We start from the raw sequence: 16277 nt of genomic DNA on the forward strand, positions 1-16277 counted from the left end.
TCCTCCCCGCCAAGCTAGGGCAGCACGATCCGAGGCGGGGTGAAACCTTGGTAAGGTCCGCGTGACTAACCGCCGACCCGGCGCGCGATGCGCAGAAGCGCGTCGGCGTCCACCGCCGCCTCCAGCCGGTCGGCGATCCGGTCGAGCGCCCGCTCCACGCCCTCGCGGTAGCCGGTCGGGGCGGGGGACACCACAAGGCCGAGCGAGGCGAGCACGGCCTCGGCCGCGCCGGAGCCCGCCAGGACGCCATGCAGGTAGGTGCCGGCCACGCGCCCGTCGGCGGAGCGCGCACCCTCCGCCCGGCCCGCGACCTGGGCAAAGGGGCGCGCCGCGTCGGGACCGGCGCTCTCGCCCATGTGGATCTCGTAGGCCTCGACGGTATGGCCGCCGACCGCGCCCTCGACCTCGCGCAGCGTCTTCTCGGGCCGAAGCTCGGTGTCGACTGCCAGAAGCCCGAGGCCCGGCACCGTTTCGCCGGTCGGTCCCTCGATCCCGTGCGGGTCATGGATCGTGCGCCCCAGCATCTGGTAGCCACCGCACAGGCCGAGCACGCGCCCGCCGCGCGCATGGTGCGCGAGGATGTCGCGGTCCCAGCCCTGGCGGCGGAGTTCGGTGAGATCGCTCGCCGTCGCCTTGGAGCCGGGCAGCACCACGAGCGCGGCCTCGGGCGGCAGCCGCTCGCCCGGCCGCATGAAGCGCACGCGGATCGCAGGGTGGGCGCTGAGCGGGTCGAGGTCGTCGAAGTTGGCGATGCGCGGCAGGCGCGGCACGGCGACGAGCAGCGCGCCGCCCGAGCCCTCGATGCGGCGCTCCAGCGAGACAGAATCCTCGGGGGGCAGGAGCGCGGCTTCCGGCAGCCAGGGGATGAGGCCGAGCGCCGGCCAGCCGGTGAAGCGCGTCACCGCTGCCATACCGTCCGCAAACAGCGCGGGGTCGCCGCGGAACTTGTTGACGAGAAAGCCTTGTACCGGCGCGCGGTCCTCCGCGGGCAGCACGGTGTGCGTTCCTACCAGCGAGGCGATCACGCCGCCGCGGTCGATGTCGCCGACCAGCACCACCGGCATTTCGGCCGCGCGCGCAAAGCCCATGTTGGCGATGTCGCCGCTGCGCAGGTTGATCTCGGCCGGCGAGCCCGCGCCCTCGCAGATCACGAGATCGGCCTCGCCCGCCAGCGCGCGGTAGCTGTCGAGGACCTCGGCCAGAAGCCCGGCCTTCATCCCCTGGTAGTCGCGCGCCGAGAAGGTGCCGCGCACGCGCCCGCGCACCACGAGCTGCGCCCCGGTCTCGCCCTGCGGCTTGAGAAGCACGGGGTTCATCAGGACGCTGGCGGGCACGCCGCAGGCGAGCGCCTGGAGCGCCTGCGCCCGGCCGATCTCGCCGCTCTCCGCCGAGCCCGGAATGCGCGCGACCGCCGCGTTGTTGCTCATGTTCTGCGGCTTGAAGGGGCGGACGCCGAGGCCGCGCCGCGCGAACAGGCGGCAAAGACCCGCCACGAGCACGCTTTTGCCGACATCCGAACCCGTGCCCTGCAGCATGAGGGCGGTGGGGCGGCTCATGCGGTGAGGAGCTTCACGGCCAGCGCGATGCAGACGCTCACGAGGAGCGGGCGGATCAGACGCGCGCCGAGGCGCGAGGCCTGCCAGGCGCCGACCTGCGCGCCCGCGAACTGCGCGACGCCCATCGCCAGACCCGTGCGCCAGTCGATCGTGCCGACGCCCGCAAAGACCGCAAAGGCACCGAGGTTCGAGGCGAAGTTCAGGAGCTTGGTGTGGGCGGTCGCCTTGAGGACGCCGTAGCCGGCGAGCCCCACGAAGGCGAGCATGAAGAACGAGCCCGTACCCGGCCCGAACAACCCGTCATAGGCGCCGATCACGGGCACCAGGAGAAGCGCGAACAATGCGGGCGAGAGGCGGCGATCGCGGTCGACGTCCGACAGGCCCGGCTTGAAGGCGAAGTAGAGCGCGATCGCGATCAGGAGAAACGGCAGAAGCCGCTCTAGGAACTCCAGCGGCAGGACGGTCGCGAGCCCCGCGCCGCCCGCCGCGCCCAGCGCCGACAGCGCGGCCGCCGGCAGGAGGGATCTGAGGTTCACGAGGCCGCGCCGCGCGTAGCCGATCGTCGCCGAGCCCGCGCCGAACAGCCCCTGCAGCTTGTTGGTGCCGAGCGCGGTCAAGGGATCCATGCCCGACAGAAGGAGCGCCGGCACGGTGATCATGCCGCCCCCGCCGGCGATGGCGTCCACGAAGCCAGCGAGAAACGCGGCGCCCACCAGGACGAGAAACAGGAGGTCGGGCGACATGGCAGATCTCTGGACGGCGGATCCCGGGGGCGGGGCGGGCGAGGCGCATAGAGCGCAAGGCGGCCGCCCGAGGCAACGCCTTTATGCGGTTCTCTCGTGTCGGTCCCGACATCGCGACGGAGTGCTCGCGGGTGGGGCGCGGGGGATGGAGGCCGTTCCATCGCTCCCGGCGCGGCACGCGACGGTGCTGGCCGGATGGTCCGCAACCCGCTTCGCCGGCGGTGCCGGGGCGCCGGGACCGCGACGCGACCGGGTTGGAGATCGCGAAAACGCTTCCTTTAGTCGTGGATCCTGCCTGGCAGCACGGCGCCCTGCCGTCGCGGGGGCCGGCGAGACGGCAAGGCCGCGCGCCAAGCTCAAGGGCGCTCCCGCCTGCGCGTGCCCGATCCTCGCCAAGCCCGCCATCGGCGACCGCGTCGGCAAGGACTGACGCTTCGCGTTGACGCCGCCTGTCGCCCGCTGTTTAACCGCCCTTGCCTGACGGTGCCCGCGAGCGCGGGCTCATGAAACGATTCCGGTCGCGGCCGACCCAATCCGGGGGCTGACGGGGAGACTGTCGGAAAGAGACACGCGGTGCCCTCGGGCGACGCGCCTCCTTTCGGCCTTGGGATGAAAGGAGGCGCCCATGAAGGCGCTCATGATGTGCGGCCACGGCTCGCGGGATCGCGGCGCCGTCGAGGAGTTCCGGGGCTTGGCCGAGAAGATGGCGCAGCGCCTGCCGGACTGGCGCGTCGACTACGGCTATCTCGAGTTCGCCACCCCGATCATCCGCGATGGGCTCGACAGGCTGAAGGCGGACGGCGCGAGCCGCATCCTGGCGCTGCCCGGCATGCTGTTCGCCGCCGGCCACGCCAAGAACGACATCCCCTCCGTCCTCAACACATACGCGGCGGCCAACGGCGTCGAGATCGCCTACGGGCGCGAGCTCGGCATTGATCCGAAGATGATCCGCGCGGCCGGGACACGCATCCGCGAGGCGCTGCGCCGCGACGGCTGGCGCGACGGCGAGCCGCTGCACGACACGATGCTGGTGGTGGTGGGACGCGGCGCCTCCGACCCCGACGCCAACTCCAACGTCGCCAAGGTCATGCGCATGCTGTGGGAGGGCCTCGGCTTCGGCTGGGGCGAGACCTGCTATTCCGGCGTCACCTTCCCGCTGGTCGAGCCGGGCCTCGCCCACGTCTCGCGCCTCGGCTACCGGCGCATCGTCGTGTTCCCCTACTTCCTGTTCACCGGCATCCTCGTCGACCGCATCTATGCCGGCGTCGACAAGGTCGCGGCCGAGCATCCCGAGATCCGCTTCCTGAAGGCGGGGTATCTCGGCGCGCACGACCTCGTGGTGGAGACCTTCGTCGACCGGCTCGCCGAGATCGACGCCGGCACCAACACGATGAACTGCCAGATGTGCAAGTATCGCGAGCAGGTGCTGGGCTTCGAGGCCGAGGTCGGCCTGCCGCAGGAAAGCCACCACCACCATGTCGAGGGCATCGGCACGGGACCGGCGGCAGGCGCCCACGACCATTCGCATAACCACGCGCACGACCATGGTCACCACCATCATGGTCACGATCACGCGCATGGTCACGGTCACGACCATGCGCACGGCGACCACGGCCACGCTCACCATGCGCACGGGCACGATCATCCCCATTCGCACGATCACGGCCACGACCACGCGCACGGTCATAGCCATTCGCATGGCCACGGCCACACGCACCATCCCTATCCCCATGCCGACCATCCGCTGGGCCCGCGCTCGATGAAGCGGTGAGGGCGATGGCCCTCAGCTACGAGCGCGATCCCGCGGCGATCTACGAGCAAAGCTTCCGCACCATCCGCGAGGAGGGAGCGGAAGCGCTCGCGCGCCTGCCGGCCGACGCGCGCGATCTCGCCATCCGCATCGCGCACGCTTGCGGCATGGTGGACGCGATCGACGATCTCGCCCTCTCGCCCGATGCGGTGGAGGCGGGACGCGCGGCGCTGGCGAACGGCGCGCCTATCTTGGTCGATGCCGAGATGGTGCGGCACGGCATCATCGCGCGCAACCTTCCCGCCGGCGTCGAGGTCGTGTGCCTCCTCAACGACGCGCGCGTGCCGGCGCTGGCACGCGCGGCCGGCACCACGCGCTCGGCCGCGCAGGTCGACCTGTGGGATACGGGCGGCGCGGTGGTCGCGATCGGCAACGCGCCGACCGCGCTCTTCCGCCTTCTGGAGCGGCTGGATGCCGGCGCGGCGCGCCCGGCCCTGATCCTCGGCTTTCCCGTCGGATTCGTGGGCGCCGCCGAATCCAAGGCCGAGCTGGAGCGGAACCCGCGCGGCGTTCCCTTCGCCGCCCTGCGCGGCCGGCGCGGCGGCTCGGCCGTGGCGGCCGCCGCCGTCAACGCCCTCGTCTCGGGCCTCGCATGACCGCCCCCTGGCTCCATGTGATCGGCATCAGTGATGGCGGGCTCGACACGCTGACCCCCGAGGCGCGCCACGCGCTGGACGGCGCCGAGATCGTGTTCGGGGGCGAGCGCCATCTTGCCATGCTGGGGAACCATCCGGCACGGCGCATCTCCTGGCGCTCGCCGTTCGCCGAGTCCGCCGCCGACATCCTCGCCGCACGCGGGACGCCCGCCGCCGTGCTGGCGACGGGCGATCCGTCCTGGTTCGGCCCCGTACGCTGGCTGCGCACGTTTCTCGACGCGGGCGAGATGCGCGTCCTGCCGGCTCCGTCCGCCTTTTCGCTGGCGGCGGCGCGCATGGGCTGGGCGCTGGAAACCGTGCGCTGCCTGACCGTGCACGGCCGCGCCGTGGAGACCGTCAACCCGCACGTCGCGCCCGGCGCGCGGCTCCTCGTCCTCTCCGAGGACGGCGCCTCGCCGGCGCTCGTCGCCGACCTCCTGCGCCGGCGCGGCTACGGCGCGAGCCGCATCACGGTGCTGGAACACATGGGCGGCGCAGCCGAGCGGGTGCGCGAGGGCGAGGCCGAGGGCTTCGCGCTCGAGGGCATCGCCGCGCTCAACACGCTCGTCGTGGACTGCCGCGCCGACGAGGGCACGCCGCACCACCCCTTCGCCACCGGCCTGCCGGACGACGCCTTCCGGCACGACGGCAAGATGACCAAGCGCGTGCCGCGCGCGCTGGCACTCGCCGCACTCGCGCCCGGCGCCGGCGAACTTCTGTGGGACGTGGGAGCCGGCTCGGGCTCGATCTGCGTGGAATGGCTGCGCGCCGCGCCCGGCGCCCGCGCGGTCGCGATCGAGCCGATCGCGGAGCGCCGCGCGATGATCGCCGAGAATGCCTTTCGCCTCGGCACGCATGGCCTGCGGATCGTCGAGGGCCGGGCGCCCGCCGCGTTCGCGGACCTGCCCGCACCCGACGCCGTGTTCATCGGCGGCGGTCTGACGGACGGCGTCTTCCACGCCGCCTTCGCGGCCTTGAAGCCCGGCGGCCGGCTCGTTGCCCATGCCGTGACGCTGGAGTCGGAGGCGATCCTCTTGGCCCTTCACGAAGTGCATGGCGGCGAACTCCTGCGCGTCGCGGTCAGCCACGCCGAGCCGGTCGGTCCCTATCGCGGCTGGCGGCCGGCCATGCCCGTGACCCACTGGTCGCTACGAAAGGTCCGGCTATGACCGGCACGCTCTACGGCCTCGGTCTCGGCCCCGGCGACCCCGAACTCCTGACCCTCAAGGCGCACCGCATCCTGCGCTCGGTGCCGGTGATCGCCTATCCCGCCGCGGAAGGCTCGACGAGCCTGGCCCGCGCCATCGCCGCACCGCACCTGCCAGGCGGCCAGCGGGAGATCGCGATTCCCATCCTCATGTCGGGCGACCGCGCGCCCGGCCGGGCCGCCTACGACAGCGCGGCGCCCGTGATCGCCGAGCACCTTGCGGCGGGCCGCGACGTCGCGGTGCTGTGCGAGGGCGACCCCTTCTTCTATGGCTCCTTTCTGTATCTTCATGCTCGTCTTGCCGACCGCTTTCCCACCCTCGTCGTGCCCGGCGTCTCGTCCGTGATGGCGGCGGCTGCCGCCAGCCGCCGGCCCTTGAGCGCACGCGGCGACGTCGTGACGGTGCTGCCCGCGACGCTCCCCGACGACGTGCTGCGCCCGGCGATTGAGGCGGCGACCAGCCTCGCCATCCTGAAGCTCGGCCGGCACTTTTCGCGCGTGAAGCGGCTTCTCGCCGAGCTCGGCCTCATGGACGGCGCGATCTATGCCGAGCGCGTCACGCAAGGCGGCGAGCGCGTCCGGCCGCTCGCCGAGACCGGCGACGAGGCGCCCTACTTCGCGATGATCCTGGCCTATCGCGGCACCGAGCCCGCCATCCGGGGCAGCCTCGCATGAGACCCGCCGTCGTCGTCCTTCATTCCGCAGCCCTGCCGCTCGCGCGCCGCGCCGCCGCGCTGGTCGGCGGCGAGGTGCACGGGGCGCGGGGACGCGCCGACGAGGCGGAGGTTCTGTTCGAGGCGGCCGGCGACCATCTGCGCCGCTTGTTTCGGGACGGCCGTCCGCTCGTCGCCGTCATGGCGGCCGGCGCCGTGATCCGCATTCTGGCGCCGCTGCTGACCGACAAGGGCGCCGAGCCGCCCGTGCTGGCGCTGGCCGAGGACGGCTCGGCCGCCGTGCCGCTGCTCGGCGGCCACCATGGTGCCAACGACCTGGCGCGGCGTCTGGCGGAAGGGCTCGGCGGCCAGGCCGCCGTCACCACGGCCGGCGACCTTCGCTTCGGCGTCGCCCTCGACGCGCCGCCCGCCGGCTACACGCTGGAGAACCCGGGCGATGCCAAGCGCGTCATGGCCGAGCTCGTCGCGGGCGCGGAGGCCTGGATCGAGGGCGAGGCGCCCTGGCTCCAGACCTCCCGCATTCCCGTCGCCGACGACGGGCGCGTCACGCTCGCCGTCACCGAAGAAGCGCGCGAGGCCGGGCCGCTCGAACTTCTCTACCGCCCCCGCACGATGGTGCTGGGCATCGGAGCCGAGCGCGGTGCGCCCCCCGAGGAAGCCGTCGCGCTGGCCGAGCGCATCCTGCAGCAGGCCGGCGTCTCGCCGCTGAGCCTTGCCTGCGTCGCCTCGATCGACCTCAAGGCCGACGAGCCGGCGGTGCATGCGGTGGCGGAGCGTTTCGGCGTGCCCGCCCGCTTCTTCGACGCCGCCACACTGGAGCGCGAGCGGCCGCGCCTCCTCAACCCATCCGAGATCGTGTTCCGCGAGACCGGCTGCCACGGGGTGTCGGAAGGCGCGGCGCTCGCCGCCGTCGGCCCGCAGGGCGCATTGATCGTCTCCAAGCAGAAGAGCGCGCGCGCCACCGCCGCGCTCGCCCGCGCGCCGCAGCCGATCGGCCCCGAGACCGTCGGCCAGGCGCGGGGGCGGCTCTTCGTGGTCGGCATCGGGCCGGGCGGTGCGCCCTGGCGCTCGCCGGCCGTCTCGGCGATGGTCGAGCAGAGCACCGACCTCGTCGGCTACTCGCTCTATCTCGACCTCCTCGGCCCCCTGGCCGAGGGCCGGACGCGGCACGACTTCGACCTCGGCGCCGAAGAGCTGCGCGTGCGCCACGCGATGGAGCTGGCAGGCACGGGGCGCGACGTCGCGCTCGTCTGCTCGGGCGACGCCGGCATCTACGCCATGGCGACGCTGGTCTTCGAGCTCCTCGACCGGGGCGACGTATCGAAGGCCGCGCGTCGCATCGCCGTCGAGGTCTCGCCCGGCATCTCGGCGCTCCAGGCGGCGGCCGCAAAGGCCGGCGCCCCGCTCGGCCACGACTTCTGCACCATCTCGCTGTCCGACCTCCTGACCCCCTGGGAGGATATCCAGCGGCGCGTGCGGGCCGCAGCGGAAGGCGACTTCGTCATCGCCTTCTACAATCCCGTGTCGAAGCGCCGCCGCACGCAGCTGGTCTTCGCCCGCGACGTCCTGCTGCAGCACCGCCCCGCCGACACGCCGGTCGTGCTCGCCACCAACCTCGGTCGCGTCGGCGAGAGCGTTCGGATCGTGACGCTCGCCGCGCTCGACGTGGACGAGGTCGACATGCTGACGGTCGTTCTCGTCGGCTCCACCAACACGCGCCGCCTCGTCACGGCGGAAGGGCGTGCGTTCGCCTATACGCCGCGCGGCTATGCCGCCAAGCCTGGCACCGGAATCCAGTCATGACCGTCCACTTCATCGGTGCCGGGCCGGGCTCGCCCGACCTCATCACGCTGCGGGGGCTGCGCCTCATCGAGCGATGCCCGGTCTGCCTCTATGCCGGCTCGCTGGTGCCGGAAGAGATCGTGCGCGCCGCACCCGAGGGTGCCCGCGTCCTCGACACCGCTCCGATGCATCTCGACGAGATCGTGGCCGAGATGAGCCAGGCCCACGCGGCAGGGCTCGACGTCGCGCGCGTTCATTCCGGCGATCCGTCGATCTACGGCGCGACCGCCGAGCAGATGCGGCGGCTGGATGGGCTGGGCATCCCCTTCGACGTGACGCCCGGCGTGCCGGCCTTCGCGGCGGCCGCCGCCGCCTTGAAACTCGAGCTCACCGTGCCGGAGGTCTGCCAGACCGTGGTGGTGACGCGCACCGCCATGAAATCCTCCGCCATGCCGGAGGGCGAGGATTTGCGGACGCTCGCGCAAAGCCGCGCGACGCTCGCCATTCACCTGTCGATCCGCAACCTCGCCCATATCGAGCGCGAGCTGTCGCCGCTGCCGGGCTACGGGCCGGACTGTCCGGTGGTGGTCGCCTATCGCGTCGGCTGGCCGGACGAGCTCTTCATCCGCGGCACGCTCGCGACGATCGCCCGGCAGGTGCGCGAGGCCAAGCTCACGCGCACCGCTCTGGTGCTCGTCGGCCGGGCGCTGGCAGCGGAGGACTTCCGCAACTCCGCCCTCTACGACGCCGCGCATCCGCATATCCTGCGGCCGCACGCCAAGCGCGCGAAAGCCGGCTGAGCGTTCAGCCAGTCGAGGACGGCGTCGAGATCGGTCGCGATCGGCGGCTTGGGTGGCGCGGGCCGCTGGATCATCACGACCGGCAGTTTCAGCTGGCGCGCGGCCTCGATCTTGGCATGGGCGCGACGGCCGCCCGAGTTGCGGCACACGAGATGCGTGACGCCGTGCGCTGCAAACAGCGCCGCCTCCTCCGCCGGATCGGTCGAGGGTCGGCCGAGGACGAGCGCGGCGGGAAAGGGTAGGGACCCTTCCGGCGCATCGACGACGCGCCAGACGAGCCGGAGGTCCGGCCGGTGGCGGAAGGGTGCGACATGTTGGGCGCCGAGCGCCAGAAAGGCCGTCGCCCCCCTCGGCAGGGCATCGCGCGCGCTCCGCAGGCAGTCCACCTCGATCCAGCGGTCCCCTGCCGCCGGCTCCCAGGCTGGGCGCAGGAGCGCGATGCGCGGCACGTTGCCCAGCTCGGCCGCTTCCGCCGCGTTGCGCGACATGCCGACGGCGAACGGATGGGTCGCGTCCACGAGATGCGTCACGCCCTCGGATCGCAGGAAGGCGGCCAGCCCCGCCGCGCCGCCGAAGCCGCCGATCCGGACCGCGACGCCGGGCGGCAGGATCGGCGCGCGCGTGCGCCCCGCAAGCGACAGGACGAGCGGCATCTCGGGATGCTCGCGCGCAAGCCGCGCGCCGAGGAGCGAGGCTTCGGCCGTGCCGCCGAGCACGAGCACCGATCTAGCTCGCATGGGCGATCACGTGGCCGACCCGGTCCACCACCACAACCTCGGGTGCGACGGGCGCCCCGCGCAGCGCCTCGCGCACCGTGCCGAGCGCGCGCGCGCCGACCAGCGCCGCGATGTCGAGCCCGGCCGCCGCGCTGAGGTCGAGCGCTTCCTTGGCCGTGTTGGCGCCGCGGATCGCACGGTCGAGCGCGTCGTCCGCCCCCGCCTTTCGTGCCAGCTCCGCCAGGAAGCCGAGGTCGACCTGCGAGCGTCCGGAATGAAGGTCGAGGGCGCCGTCCGCCAGCTTGGCGAGCTTGGCGAAGCCGCCCGCGATCGTCAGCCGCTCCACCGGGTGGCGGCGCAGATATTTCAGAAGGCCGCCCGCGAAGTCGCCCATGTCGAGATACGAGATCACCGGCAGGTCGGGGTAGAGGCGCCGCGCCGCCGCCTCGCTGGTGGAGCCGGTCGCGCCCACCACGTGCCCGACGCGCTCGGCGCGCGCCACGTCGATGCCGCGATGGATCGAATGGATCCAGGCCGAGCAGGAGAAGGGGTGGACGATGCCGGTCGTGCCGAGGATCGACAGCCCGCCGAGGATGCCGAGCCGCCCGTTCCAGGTCCGCTCGGCCAGGCGCGCGCCGTCGGTGACGCCCACCGTCACCTCGGCGTCGAGCGCCCGGTCGTGGGCCGCGCAAAGGGCTTCGAGCTCGGCGCGGATCATCTGGCGCGGCACCGGATTGATCGCCGGCTCTCCGGGCGGGATTGGCAGCCCCGCCTTGGTCACCGTTCCGACGCCCTCGCCGGCCCGGAATACGAGGCCGCAGCCGGGGCTGAGCCAGCGCACCCGCGCCCAGACCTCGGCCCCGTGGGTCACGTCCGGGTCGTCGCCCGCGTCCTTCACGATCGCGGCCAAGGCTTCGCCCTCGTTGAGCTTTTCGCGCGCGAGCGCGAAGGCCGGCGTCTCGCCGCGCGGCAGCGTGATCTCGACCGGATCGGGAAAGCGGCCCGTCAGCAGCGCCGTGGCCGCGGCCTTGGCGGCGGCGGTGGCGCAGGCGCCGGTGGTCCAGCCCCGGCGCAAGGGAGCGCCCTCGCGGCGGGGATCCGCCGTGCCGTCCCGTCGCTTGCCGAGGTTGAAGCCCATGGGGGGCTTATAGGCGGCGCGCCGTCGTGCGAAAAGCCGCCTGCCATGCCGAGTCCCCCATCCCCTTCCGGCCTTCTCGTCGCCGCCCCGCATTCGGGCTCCGGTAAGACGCTGGTGACGCTCGCGCTTCTCGCCCACCTTCGGCGCGAGGGCATCGCCGTCCAGCCCGCCAAGGCGGGACCGGACTATATCGACCCAGCCTTCCATGCGGCGGCGGCGGGCGTGCCCTCCGTCAATCTCGACCCCTACGCCATGCGCCCGGCGCTGATCCGCGCGCTGGTGCAGGGTCCCGCGCCGCTGGTCGCGGAAGGCATGATGGGCCTCTTCGACGGCGCGGCCGACGGCTCCGGCTCCTCCGCCGATCTCGCCGAACTCCTCGATCTCGCCGTCGTCCTGGTGGTGGACTGCGGACGCCAGTCGCAGTCGGTGGCGGCGCTCGTGCGCGGCTTTCGCGACCACCGGCCACGCCTGCGCTTTGCCGGGCTCGTGCTCAACCGCGTCGCTTCACCGCGTCACGAGCGGATGCTGCGCACAGCCCTCGAACCGCTCGGCCTGCCGGTCCTCGCCGCGCTGCCACCGGCCCCGCACCTTGTCCTGCCGGAGCGCCATCTCGGCCTCGTCCAGGCCGGCGAGCATGCGGGTCTCAGCGCATTCCTCGGCGATGCCGCCGACTGGTTCGCGGCGGGTCTCGTTCCCGGCGCGCTGGACGCTTGGCTCGCCGCGCATGTTTCACGCGAAACGGCGCGGCCCGAGACGCTCGCGCCGCTCGGCACCCGCATCGCGGTGGCAAGCGACACGGCCTTCGCCTTCAGCTACCCCCACCTCCTCGACGGCTGGCGGGCGGCGGGCGCGACGCTGCATCCCTTCTCGCCGCTCGCCGACGAGGCGCCCGACCCGTCTGCCGATGCGGTGTTTCTGCCGGGCGGCTATCCCGAGCTCCATGCCGGGCGGCTGGCCGCGAACGCCGTGTTTCGAGACGGGATGCACCGTGCCGCTGCGGGTGGTGCACGGATCTACGGCGAGTGCGGCGGCTACATGGTGCTGGGCGAGGGGCTGGTGGATGCCGCCGGCGCGCGCCACGCGATGCTCGGGCTGCTGAGGCTCGAAACCTCGTTCGCGGAGCGGAGGCGGCATCTCGGCTATCGCCGGCTGGAGGCCCAGCCGGGCGGCCCTTGGGACGGGGCGCTCACGGCGCACGAGTTTCACTACACCAGTACGCTTTCGGAGCGCGGCGAGCCCTTGTTTCGTGCTCGCGATGCGCTGGGCGATGATCTCGGGTTCTCCGGCCTGCGGGCGGGCCGCGTCGCCGGCTCCTTCCTCCACGTGATCGACCGCGCATGAAGGAGGCGCTCGTCCACGGCGGCGCGCTCCAGGCCGCGATCCGCACCTATGGCGGCGCGCGCACCGACTGGCTCGACCTGTCCACCGGCATCAACCCATGTCCGCCCGCGCTGCCGCCGGTTCCGCCGGAAAGCTGGACACGCCTGCCGGAAGCCGAGGACGAGGCGCGTCTCTGCGACGCCTTCCGGCGCTTTGCGGGCACGGGACCCGAGGCGTGCATCGTCGCGGCGTCGGGCTCAGGCGCCCTGATCGCGGCGCTCCCCCACCTCGTGCCGCAGGGGACCGCCGTTGCCCTGCGCTTCACCTATGGCGGGCACGCCAAGGCGCTGGAGTCCGCCGGCCATGCGGTCGTGCGGGTCGAGGACCCACAGGACCTGCCGGCCGACGCGTCGCTCGCCTTTGTCGCGAACCCCAACAATCCCGACGGGCGGCGCTTCGCGGCCGCAGCGCTCCTCGATATCGCCGACCGGCTCGCGGGGCGCGGCGGCCTCCTCGTCGTGGACGAGGCGTTCATGGACGCCGACCCGCGCGAGAGCCTGGCATCCCACGCTGGGCGTCCCGGCCTCGTGGTGCTGCGCTCCTTCGGCAAGACCTTCGGCCTGGCGGGCCTTCGCCTCGGCTTCGCGCTCGTGCCGCCCGAGCTGGAGCAGCCGCTGCGCGACCGGCTCGGCGAGTGGCCGGTCTCGGGACCCGCCATCGCGGTCGGCCGCGCGCTGCTGGAGGACGGGCCGGGCCTGGAACAGCTGCGCCGGTCGATCGCGCAGGCGAGCGCCTGGACGCGTCGTGCGATCCGGAACGCCGGGCTGGAGCCGACCGGCGACGCCGCGCTCTTTACCCTCGTGCGCCACGGCCGCGCGCCCGCGCTGTTCGAGGCGCTGGCACGGCGGCACGTGCTCGTGCGTCCCTTCGCGATGGAGCCCGATGCCCTGCGCTTCGGCCTGTGCGCGAGCGGGTCCGAGGCCGAGAGCCTCGGCGCCTCGCTGCGCGACGCCGTGCGGGAGATCGCCGCGTGATCGCGCTGTCGCTTGCCCTCCTGATCGACCGGTTGTTCGGCGACCCGGACTGGCTCTGGCGCCGTGTCCCCCATCCCGTTGTCGGGCTCGGCTGGCTGATCGGCCGCGCCGAATGGCATCTCAACCGCCCGGACTGGTCGGAGCGGCGGCGCAGGCTGGCCGGCACGTTGGCGATCCTTGCGCTTCTCCTGCTGGCGGTGATGGTGGGCGCCGGGATCCAAGCCCTGTTTCGCGCGATCGCCCCGTTCGGCCTCGTGCTGGAGGCCGTGGTCGCCTCGATCTTCATCGCCCAGAAGAGCCTCGCCGATCATGTGGAGCGCGTGGAGCGCGCGCTGGACCGCGAGGGGCTGGAAGGCGGACGCACAGCCGTGTCGATGATCGTCGGGCGCGATCCCGACGGACTCGACGAGAGCGGCGTCTGCCGCGCGGCGATCGAGAGCCTGGCCGAGAACGCGTCCGACGGCGTCGTGGCGCCTTGGTTTTTCTATGCGCTGTTCGGCCTGCCGGGGCTTCTCGCCTACAAGATGCTGAACACAGCCGACTCTATGATCGGCCATATGGACGACCGCCGCCGCGCCTTCGGCTGGGCGAGCGCGCGGCTCGACGATCTCGCCAACCTCGCGCCGGCACGCCTTTCAGCCGCGCTCTTCGCGCTGAGCGCCGGACGCTACGGCTTCGCCGCCATGGGGCGGGCCTGGGCCGTGGCGCGGCGCGACGCGCCCCACCACCGCTCGCCCAATGCCGGCTGGCCGGAAGGGGCGATGGCGGGCGCCCTGCGCCTCGCGCTCGGCGGTCCGCGCCGCTACGGCGAACTGGAGGTGGACGCGCCGTTCCTCGGCGGGGAAGGGCGGCACCAGGCGGGTCTGTCCGACATCGCGCGGGGCTTGCGCGTCTTCCGCCGCTTCTGCGACCTTCTCCTTGTCGCGACGCTCGGGCTGGCGATCGTGTTCGCCTAGAGGACGAACGCGAAGCCGAGAAGCAGCGCGATCTCGCAGAGCTGCTGCGCGGCGCCGAGCGTGTCGCCGGTCTGGCCGCCGAGCCGACGGCGCAGGACGCGCGCGAGCCACAGGACCGGCAGGCCCGAAACAAGCGCGGGCAGGACGAGACCGGGCCAGCCCGCCACGGCAAGGCCGAGCGCCGCCGCGATCGCGAGGCCGAGAACGAGGCCGGCGAGCCCGGCCGACACCGACGGACGGCCGACACGGTCCGCCAGTCCGCCCGGATCGGCGGTCGCAAGCCGGCTCCAGAGCCACGCCATCCAGCCCCGGCTCGCGGCGGCCGCCGCTAGGAGCGCAAGCGCCGCCGCGCCCGGCCGGACGGCGCAGAGCTCGGCGAGAAGCGCCGTGCGCAGCATCAGCGAGCCCGTCAGCGCCAGCGCGCCGTAGGTGCCGATCCGACTGTCCTTCATGATGCGCAACGCGTCGGCGGCCGGCCGATGGCCGAAGAGCCCGTCCGCCGTGTCGCCGAGGCCGTCCTCGTGCAGAGCGCCCGTCAGGGCCACCAGCGAGAACACCGCGAGCGTCGCCGCCACGAGCGGTGACAGGCCCAGCGCGACCCCCAGCGGGAGGAGGAGCGCGGGTGGCAGGGCGATCACCGCTCCCGCAAGCGCAAACAACGGCGCGTCGCGTCCGAGCGGATGGGGCCCGCCGCGAAAGGCGACGGCCACGGGCGGCAGGCGCGACAGGAAGGCGAGCGTGCGAAGGAGGGCGAGGTCGGGGCGCATCGCGCCATAGGCCGGTATCGCCCTGATTCGCGCAAAGGTTTCCGGCGCGCGCACCGCTTGCCACGAGGCGCGGGAGGGGCCAAGACCGCCGCAACGCGTTTGCCAGGAAGACCCATGTCCAGCATCACCGGCCTGCCCTTCGACGACATCCGCGCTCTCCTGCGCACGATGCCGGGTCCCGATACGCAGGCGCGCCACGACGCGCGCCACCGGCAGGAGGAGCTGACCAAGCCTTCGGGCTCGCTCGGGCGCCTCGAGGAGATCGCCGAGTGGATGGCGGCCTGGCAGGGTCGCGCGCCGACCGTCGACCGGCCCGTGGTCTGCGTGTTCGCGGGCAACCACGGCGTGGCGGCGCGCGGCGTCTCGGCCTTTCCCGTGTCGGTGACGCAGGCCATGGTCGAGAACTTCGCGGCCGGGGGCGCGGCGATCAACCAGATCTGCGCGACCTACGACCTCGGCCTCAAGGTCTTCGACCTCGCCCTCGACGTGCCCACCGGCGACATCTCGCGCGAGGCCGCCTTCAGCGAGCGCGACTGCGCGGCCACCATGGCCTTCGGCATGGAGTGCCTGGCCGGCGAGCCGGATCTCCTGTGCATCGGCGAGATGGGCATCGGCAACACGGCGGTGGCGGCGGCGATCTTCGCCGCGCTGTTCGGCGGATCGGCCGCGGACTGGGTGGGCGCGGGGACCGGACACGACGCCGCCGGGCTCCAGCGCAAGGCCGCCATCGTGCAGGAGGCGCTCGACCTCCACGCCGGGCACCTGTCGGACCCCTTGGAGGTTCTGCGGCGCCTGGGGGGACGCGAGATCGCGGCGGCGGTGGGCGCGATCCTGGCCGCGCGCATGCAGCGCGTGCCGGTGATCATCGACGGCTTCACGGTGACGGCCGCGGCCGCCGTCCTCCACGCGCTCGACCCCTCAGCGCTCGACCATTGCCTGTTCGGCCACGTCTCGGCCGAGCGCGGCCACCAGGCGGCGCTCCAGCGCATGAACAAGGTGCCGCTTTTGGCGCTCGGCATGCGGCTCGGCGAGGGCACGGGCGCGGCGCTGGCCGCCGGCCTCGTCAAGGCCGCGGTCGCCTGTCATGCGGGCATGGCGACCTTCGCGCAGGCGAACGTCGCCAACCGGGACTAGCGAGC

At 73.1% G+C, this 16277-nt stretch carries 15 protein-coding genes; 10 read left to right on the forward strand and 5 right to left on the reverse strand.

Going from position 1 to position 16277, the window contains the following annotated elements; translation table 11 throughout:
- Positions 1-65: 65 nt before the first annotated feature.
- Both BLQ76_RS03150 and BLQ76_RS03155 read right to left on the reverse strand, forming a co-directional pair.
- On the reverse strand, positions 66-1556 hold the full coding sequence (locus BLQ76_RS03150) for a cobyric acid synthase (protein WP_090668671.1): 1491 nt from the start codon (positions 1554-1556) through the stop codon (positions 66-68).
- Complete coding sequence (locus BLQ76_RS03155; RefSeq protein ID WP_090668674.1) at positions 1553-2299, reverse strand: TSUP family transporter; 747 nt, start codon at positions 2297-2299, stop codon at positions 1553-1555. Before BLQ76_RS03155 ends, BLQ76_RS03150 begins: the two co-directional genes overlap by 4 nt.
- 625 nt (positions 2300-2924) lie before the next feature.
- On the opposite strand from BLQ76_RS03155, the gene BLQ76_RS03160 reads away from it, so the two are divergent.
- The 6 genes from BLQ76_RS03160 to cobM are packed head-to-tail and all read left to right on the forward strand — an operon-like array spanning position 2925 to position 9207.
- Complete coding sequence (locus BLQ76_RS03160; RefSeq protein WP_090668677.1) at positions 2925-4070, forward strand: sirohydrochlorin chelatase; 1146 nt, start codon at positions 2925-2927, stop codon at positions 4068-4070.
- A 5-nt stretch (positions 4071-4075) separates the two neighbouring features.
- On the forward strand, positions 4076-4705 hold the full coding sequence (locus BLQ76_RS03165; protein ID WP_090668680.1) for a precorrin-8X methylmutase: 630 nt from the start codon (positions 4076-4078) through the stop codon (positions 4703-4705).
- On the forward strand, positions 4702-5913 hold the full coding sequence (gene cbiE / locus BLQ76_RS03170) for a precorrin-6y C5,15-methyltransferase (decarboxylating) subunit CbiE (RefSeq protein WP_090668683.1): 1212 nt from the start codon (positions 4702-4704) through the stop codon (positions 5911-5913). Before BLQ76_RS03165 ends, cbiE begins: the two co-directional genes overlap by 4 nt.
- A complete protein-coding gene (gene cobI, locus BLQ76_RS03175; RefSeq protein WP_090668686.1) occupies positions 5910-6626 on the forward strand; it encodes a precorrin-2 C(20)-methyltransferase in 717 nt (238 codons plus the stop codon). The genes cbiE and cobI overlap by 4 nt, the downstream gene beginning before the upstream one ends.
- Positions 6623-8428, forward strand: a complete 1806-nt coding sequence (gene cobJ, locus BLQ76_RS03180; protein ID WP_090668689.1) for a precorrin-3B C(17)-methyltransferase — start codon at positions 6623-6625, stop codon at positions 8426-8428. The genes cobI and cobJ overlap by 4 nt, the downstream gene beginning before the upstream one ends.
- Positions 8425-9207: a precorrin-4 C(11)-methyltransferase gene (gene cobM, locus BLQ76_RS03185; RefSeq protein WP_090668692.1), complete on the forward strand. Its 783-nt coding sequence runs from the start codon at positions 8425-8427 to the stop codon at positions 9205-9207. The genes cobJ and cobM overlap by 4 nt, the downstream gene beginning before the upstream one ends.
- On the opposite strand, the gene BLQ76_RS03190 is transcribed toward cobM, so the two are convergent.
- Positions 9147-9944, reverse strand: a complete 798-nt coding sequence (locus BLQ76_RS03190; RefSeq protein WP_090668695.1) for a cobalt-precorrin-6A reductase — start codon at positions 9942-9944, stop codon at positions 9147-9149. The two genes, cobM and BLQ76_RS03190, sit on opposite strands and share 61 nt — an antisense overlap.
- Complete coding sequence (locus BLQ76_RS03195) at positions 9934-11061, reverse strand: cobalt-precorrin-5B (C(1))-methyltransferase (RefSeq protein WP_090668698.1); 1128 nt, start codon at positions 11059-11061, stop codon at positions 9934-9936. Before BLQ76_RS03195 ends, BLQ76_RS03190 begins: the two co-directional genes overlap by 11 nt.
- A 45-nt stretch (positions 11062-11106) precedes the next feature.
- Here BLQ76_RS03195 and BLQ76_RS03200 point away from each other — a divergent pair, with 45 nt between their 5' ends.
- Genes BLQ76_RS03200 through cbiB form a run of 3 tightly spaced genes read left to right on the forward strand, consistent with a single transcriptional unit; the run spans position 11107 to position 14371 of the window.
- Positions 11107-12402, forward strand: a complete 1296-nt coding sequence (locus tag BLQ76_RS03200) for a cobyrinic acid a,c-diamide synthase CobB (protein ID WP_090668701.1) — start codon at positions 11107-11109, stop codon at positions 12400-12402.
- Positions 12399-13415: a threonine-phosphate decarboxylase CobD gene (cobD, locus tag BLQ76_RS22440; protein ID WP_244519448.1), complete on the forward strand. Its 1017-nt coding sequence runs from the start codon at positions 12399-12401 to the stop codon at positions 13413-13415. Before BLQ76_RS03200 ends, cobD begins: the two co-directional genes overlap by 4 nt.
- Positions 13415-14371 (forward strand): adenosylcobinamide-phosphate synthase CbiB, encoded by a 957-nt coding sequence (gene cbiB / locus BLQ76_RS22445; protein ID WP_244519471.1) that lies wholly within the window; start codon positions 13415-13417, stop codon positions 14369-14371. Before cobD ends, cbiB begins: the two co-directional genes overlap by 1 nt.
- Here the strand turns inward: cbiB and BLQ76_RS03210 are convergent.
- Complete coding sequence (locus BLQ76_RS03210) at positions 14368-15138, reverse strand: adenosylcobinamide-GDP ribazoletransferase (protein ID WP_090668703.1); 771 nt, start codon at positions 15136-15138, stop codon at positions 14368-14370. The genes cbiB and BLQ76_RS03210 overlap by 4 nt on opposite strands.
- Before the next feature lie 114 nt (positions 15139-15252).
- Between BLQ76_RS03210 and cobT the strand changes: the two genes are divergently transcribed.
- The gene (gene cobT, locus BLQ76_RS03215; protein WP_090668706.1) at positions 15253-16272 is read left to right on the forward strand and encodes a nicotinate-nucleotide--dimethylbenzimidazole phosphoribosyltransferase; all 1020 of its coding nucleotides are present in this window, start codon (positions 15253-15255) and stop codon (positions 16270-16272) included.
- Positions 16273-16277: the final 5 nt, after the last annotated feature.

Source organism: Aureimonas jatrophae, assembly GCF_900104035.1.
Lineage (GTDB): Bacteria > Pseudomonadota > Alphaproteobacteria > Rhizobiales > Rhizobiaceae > Aureimonas > Aureimonas jatrophae.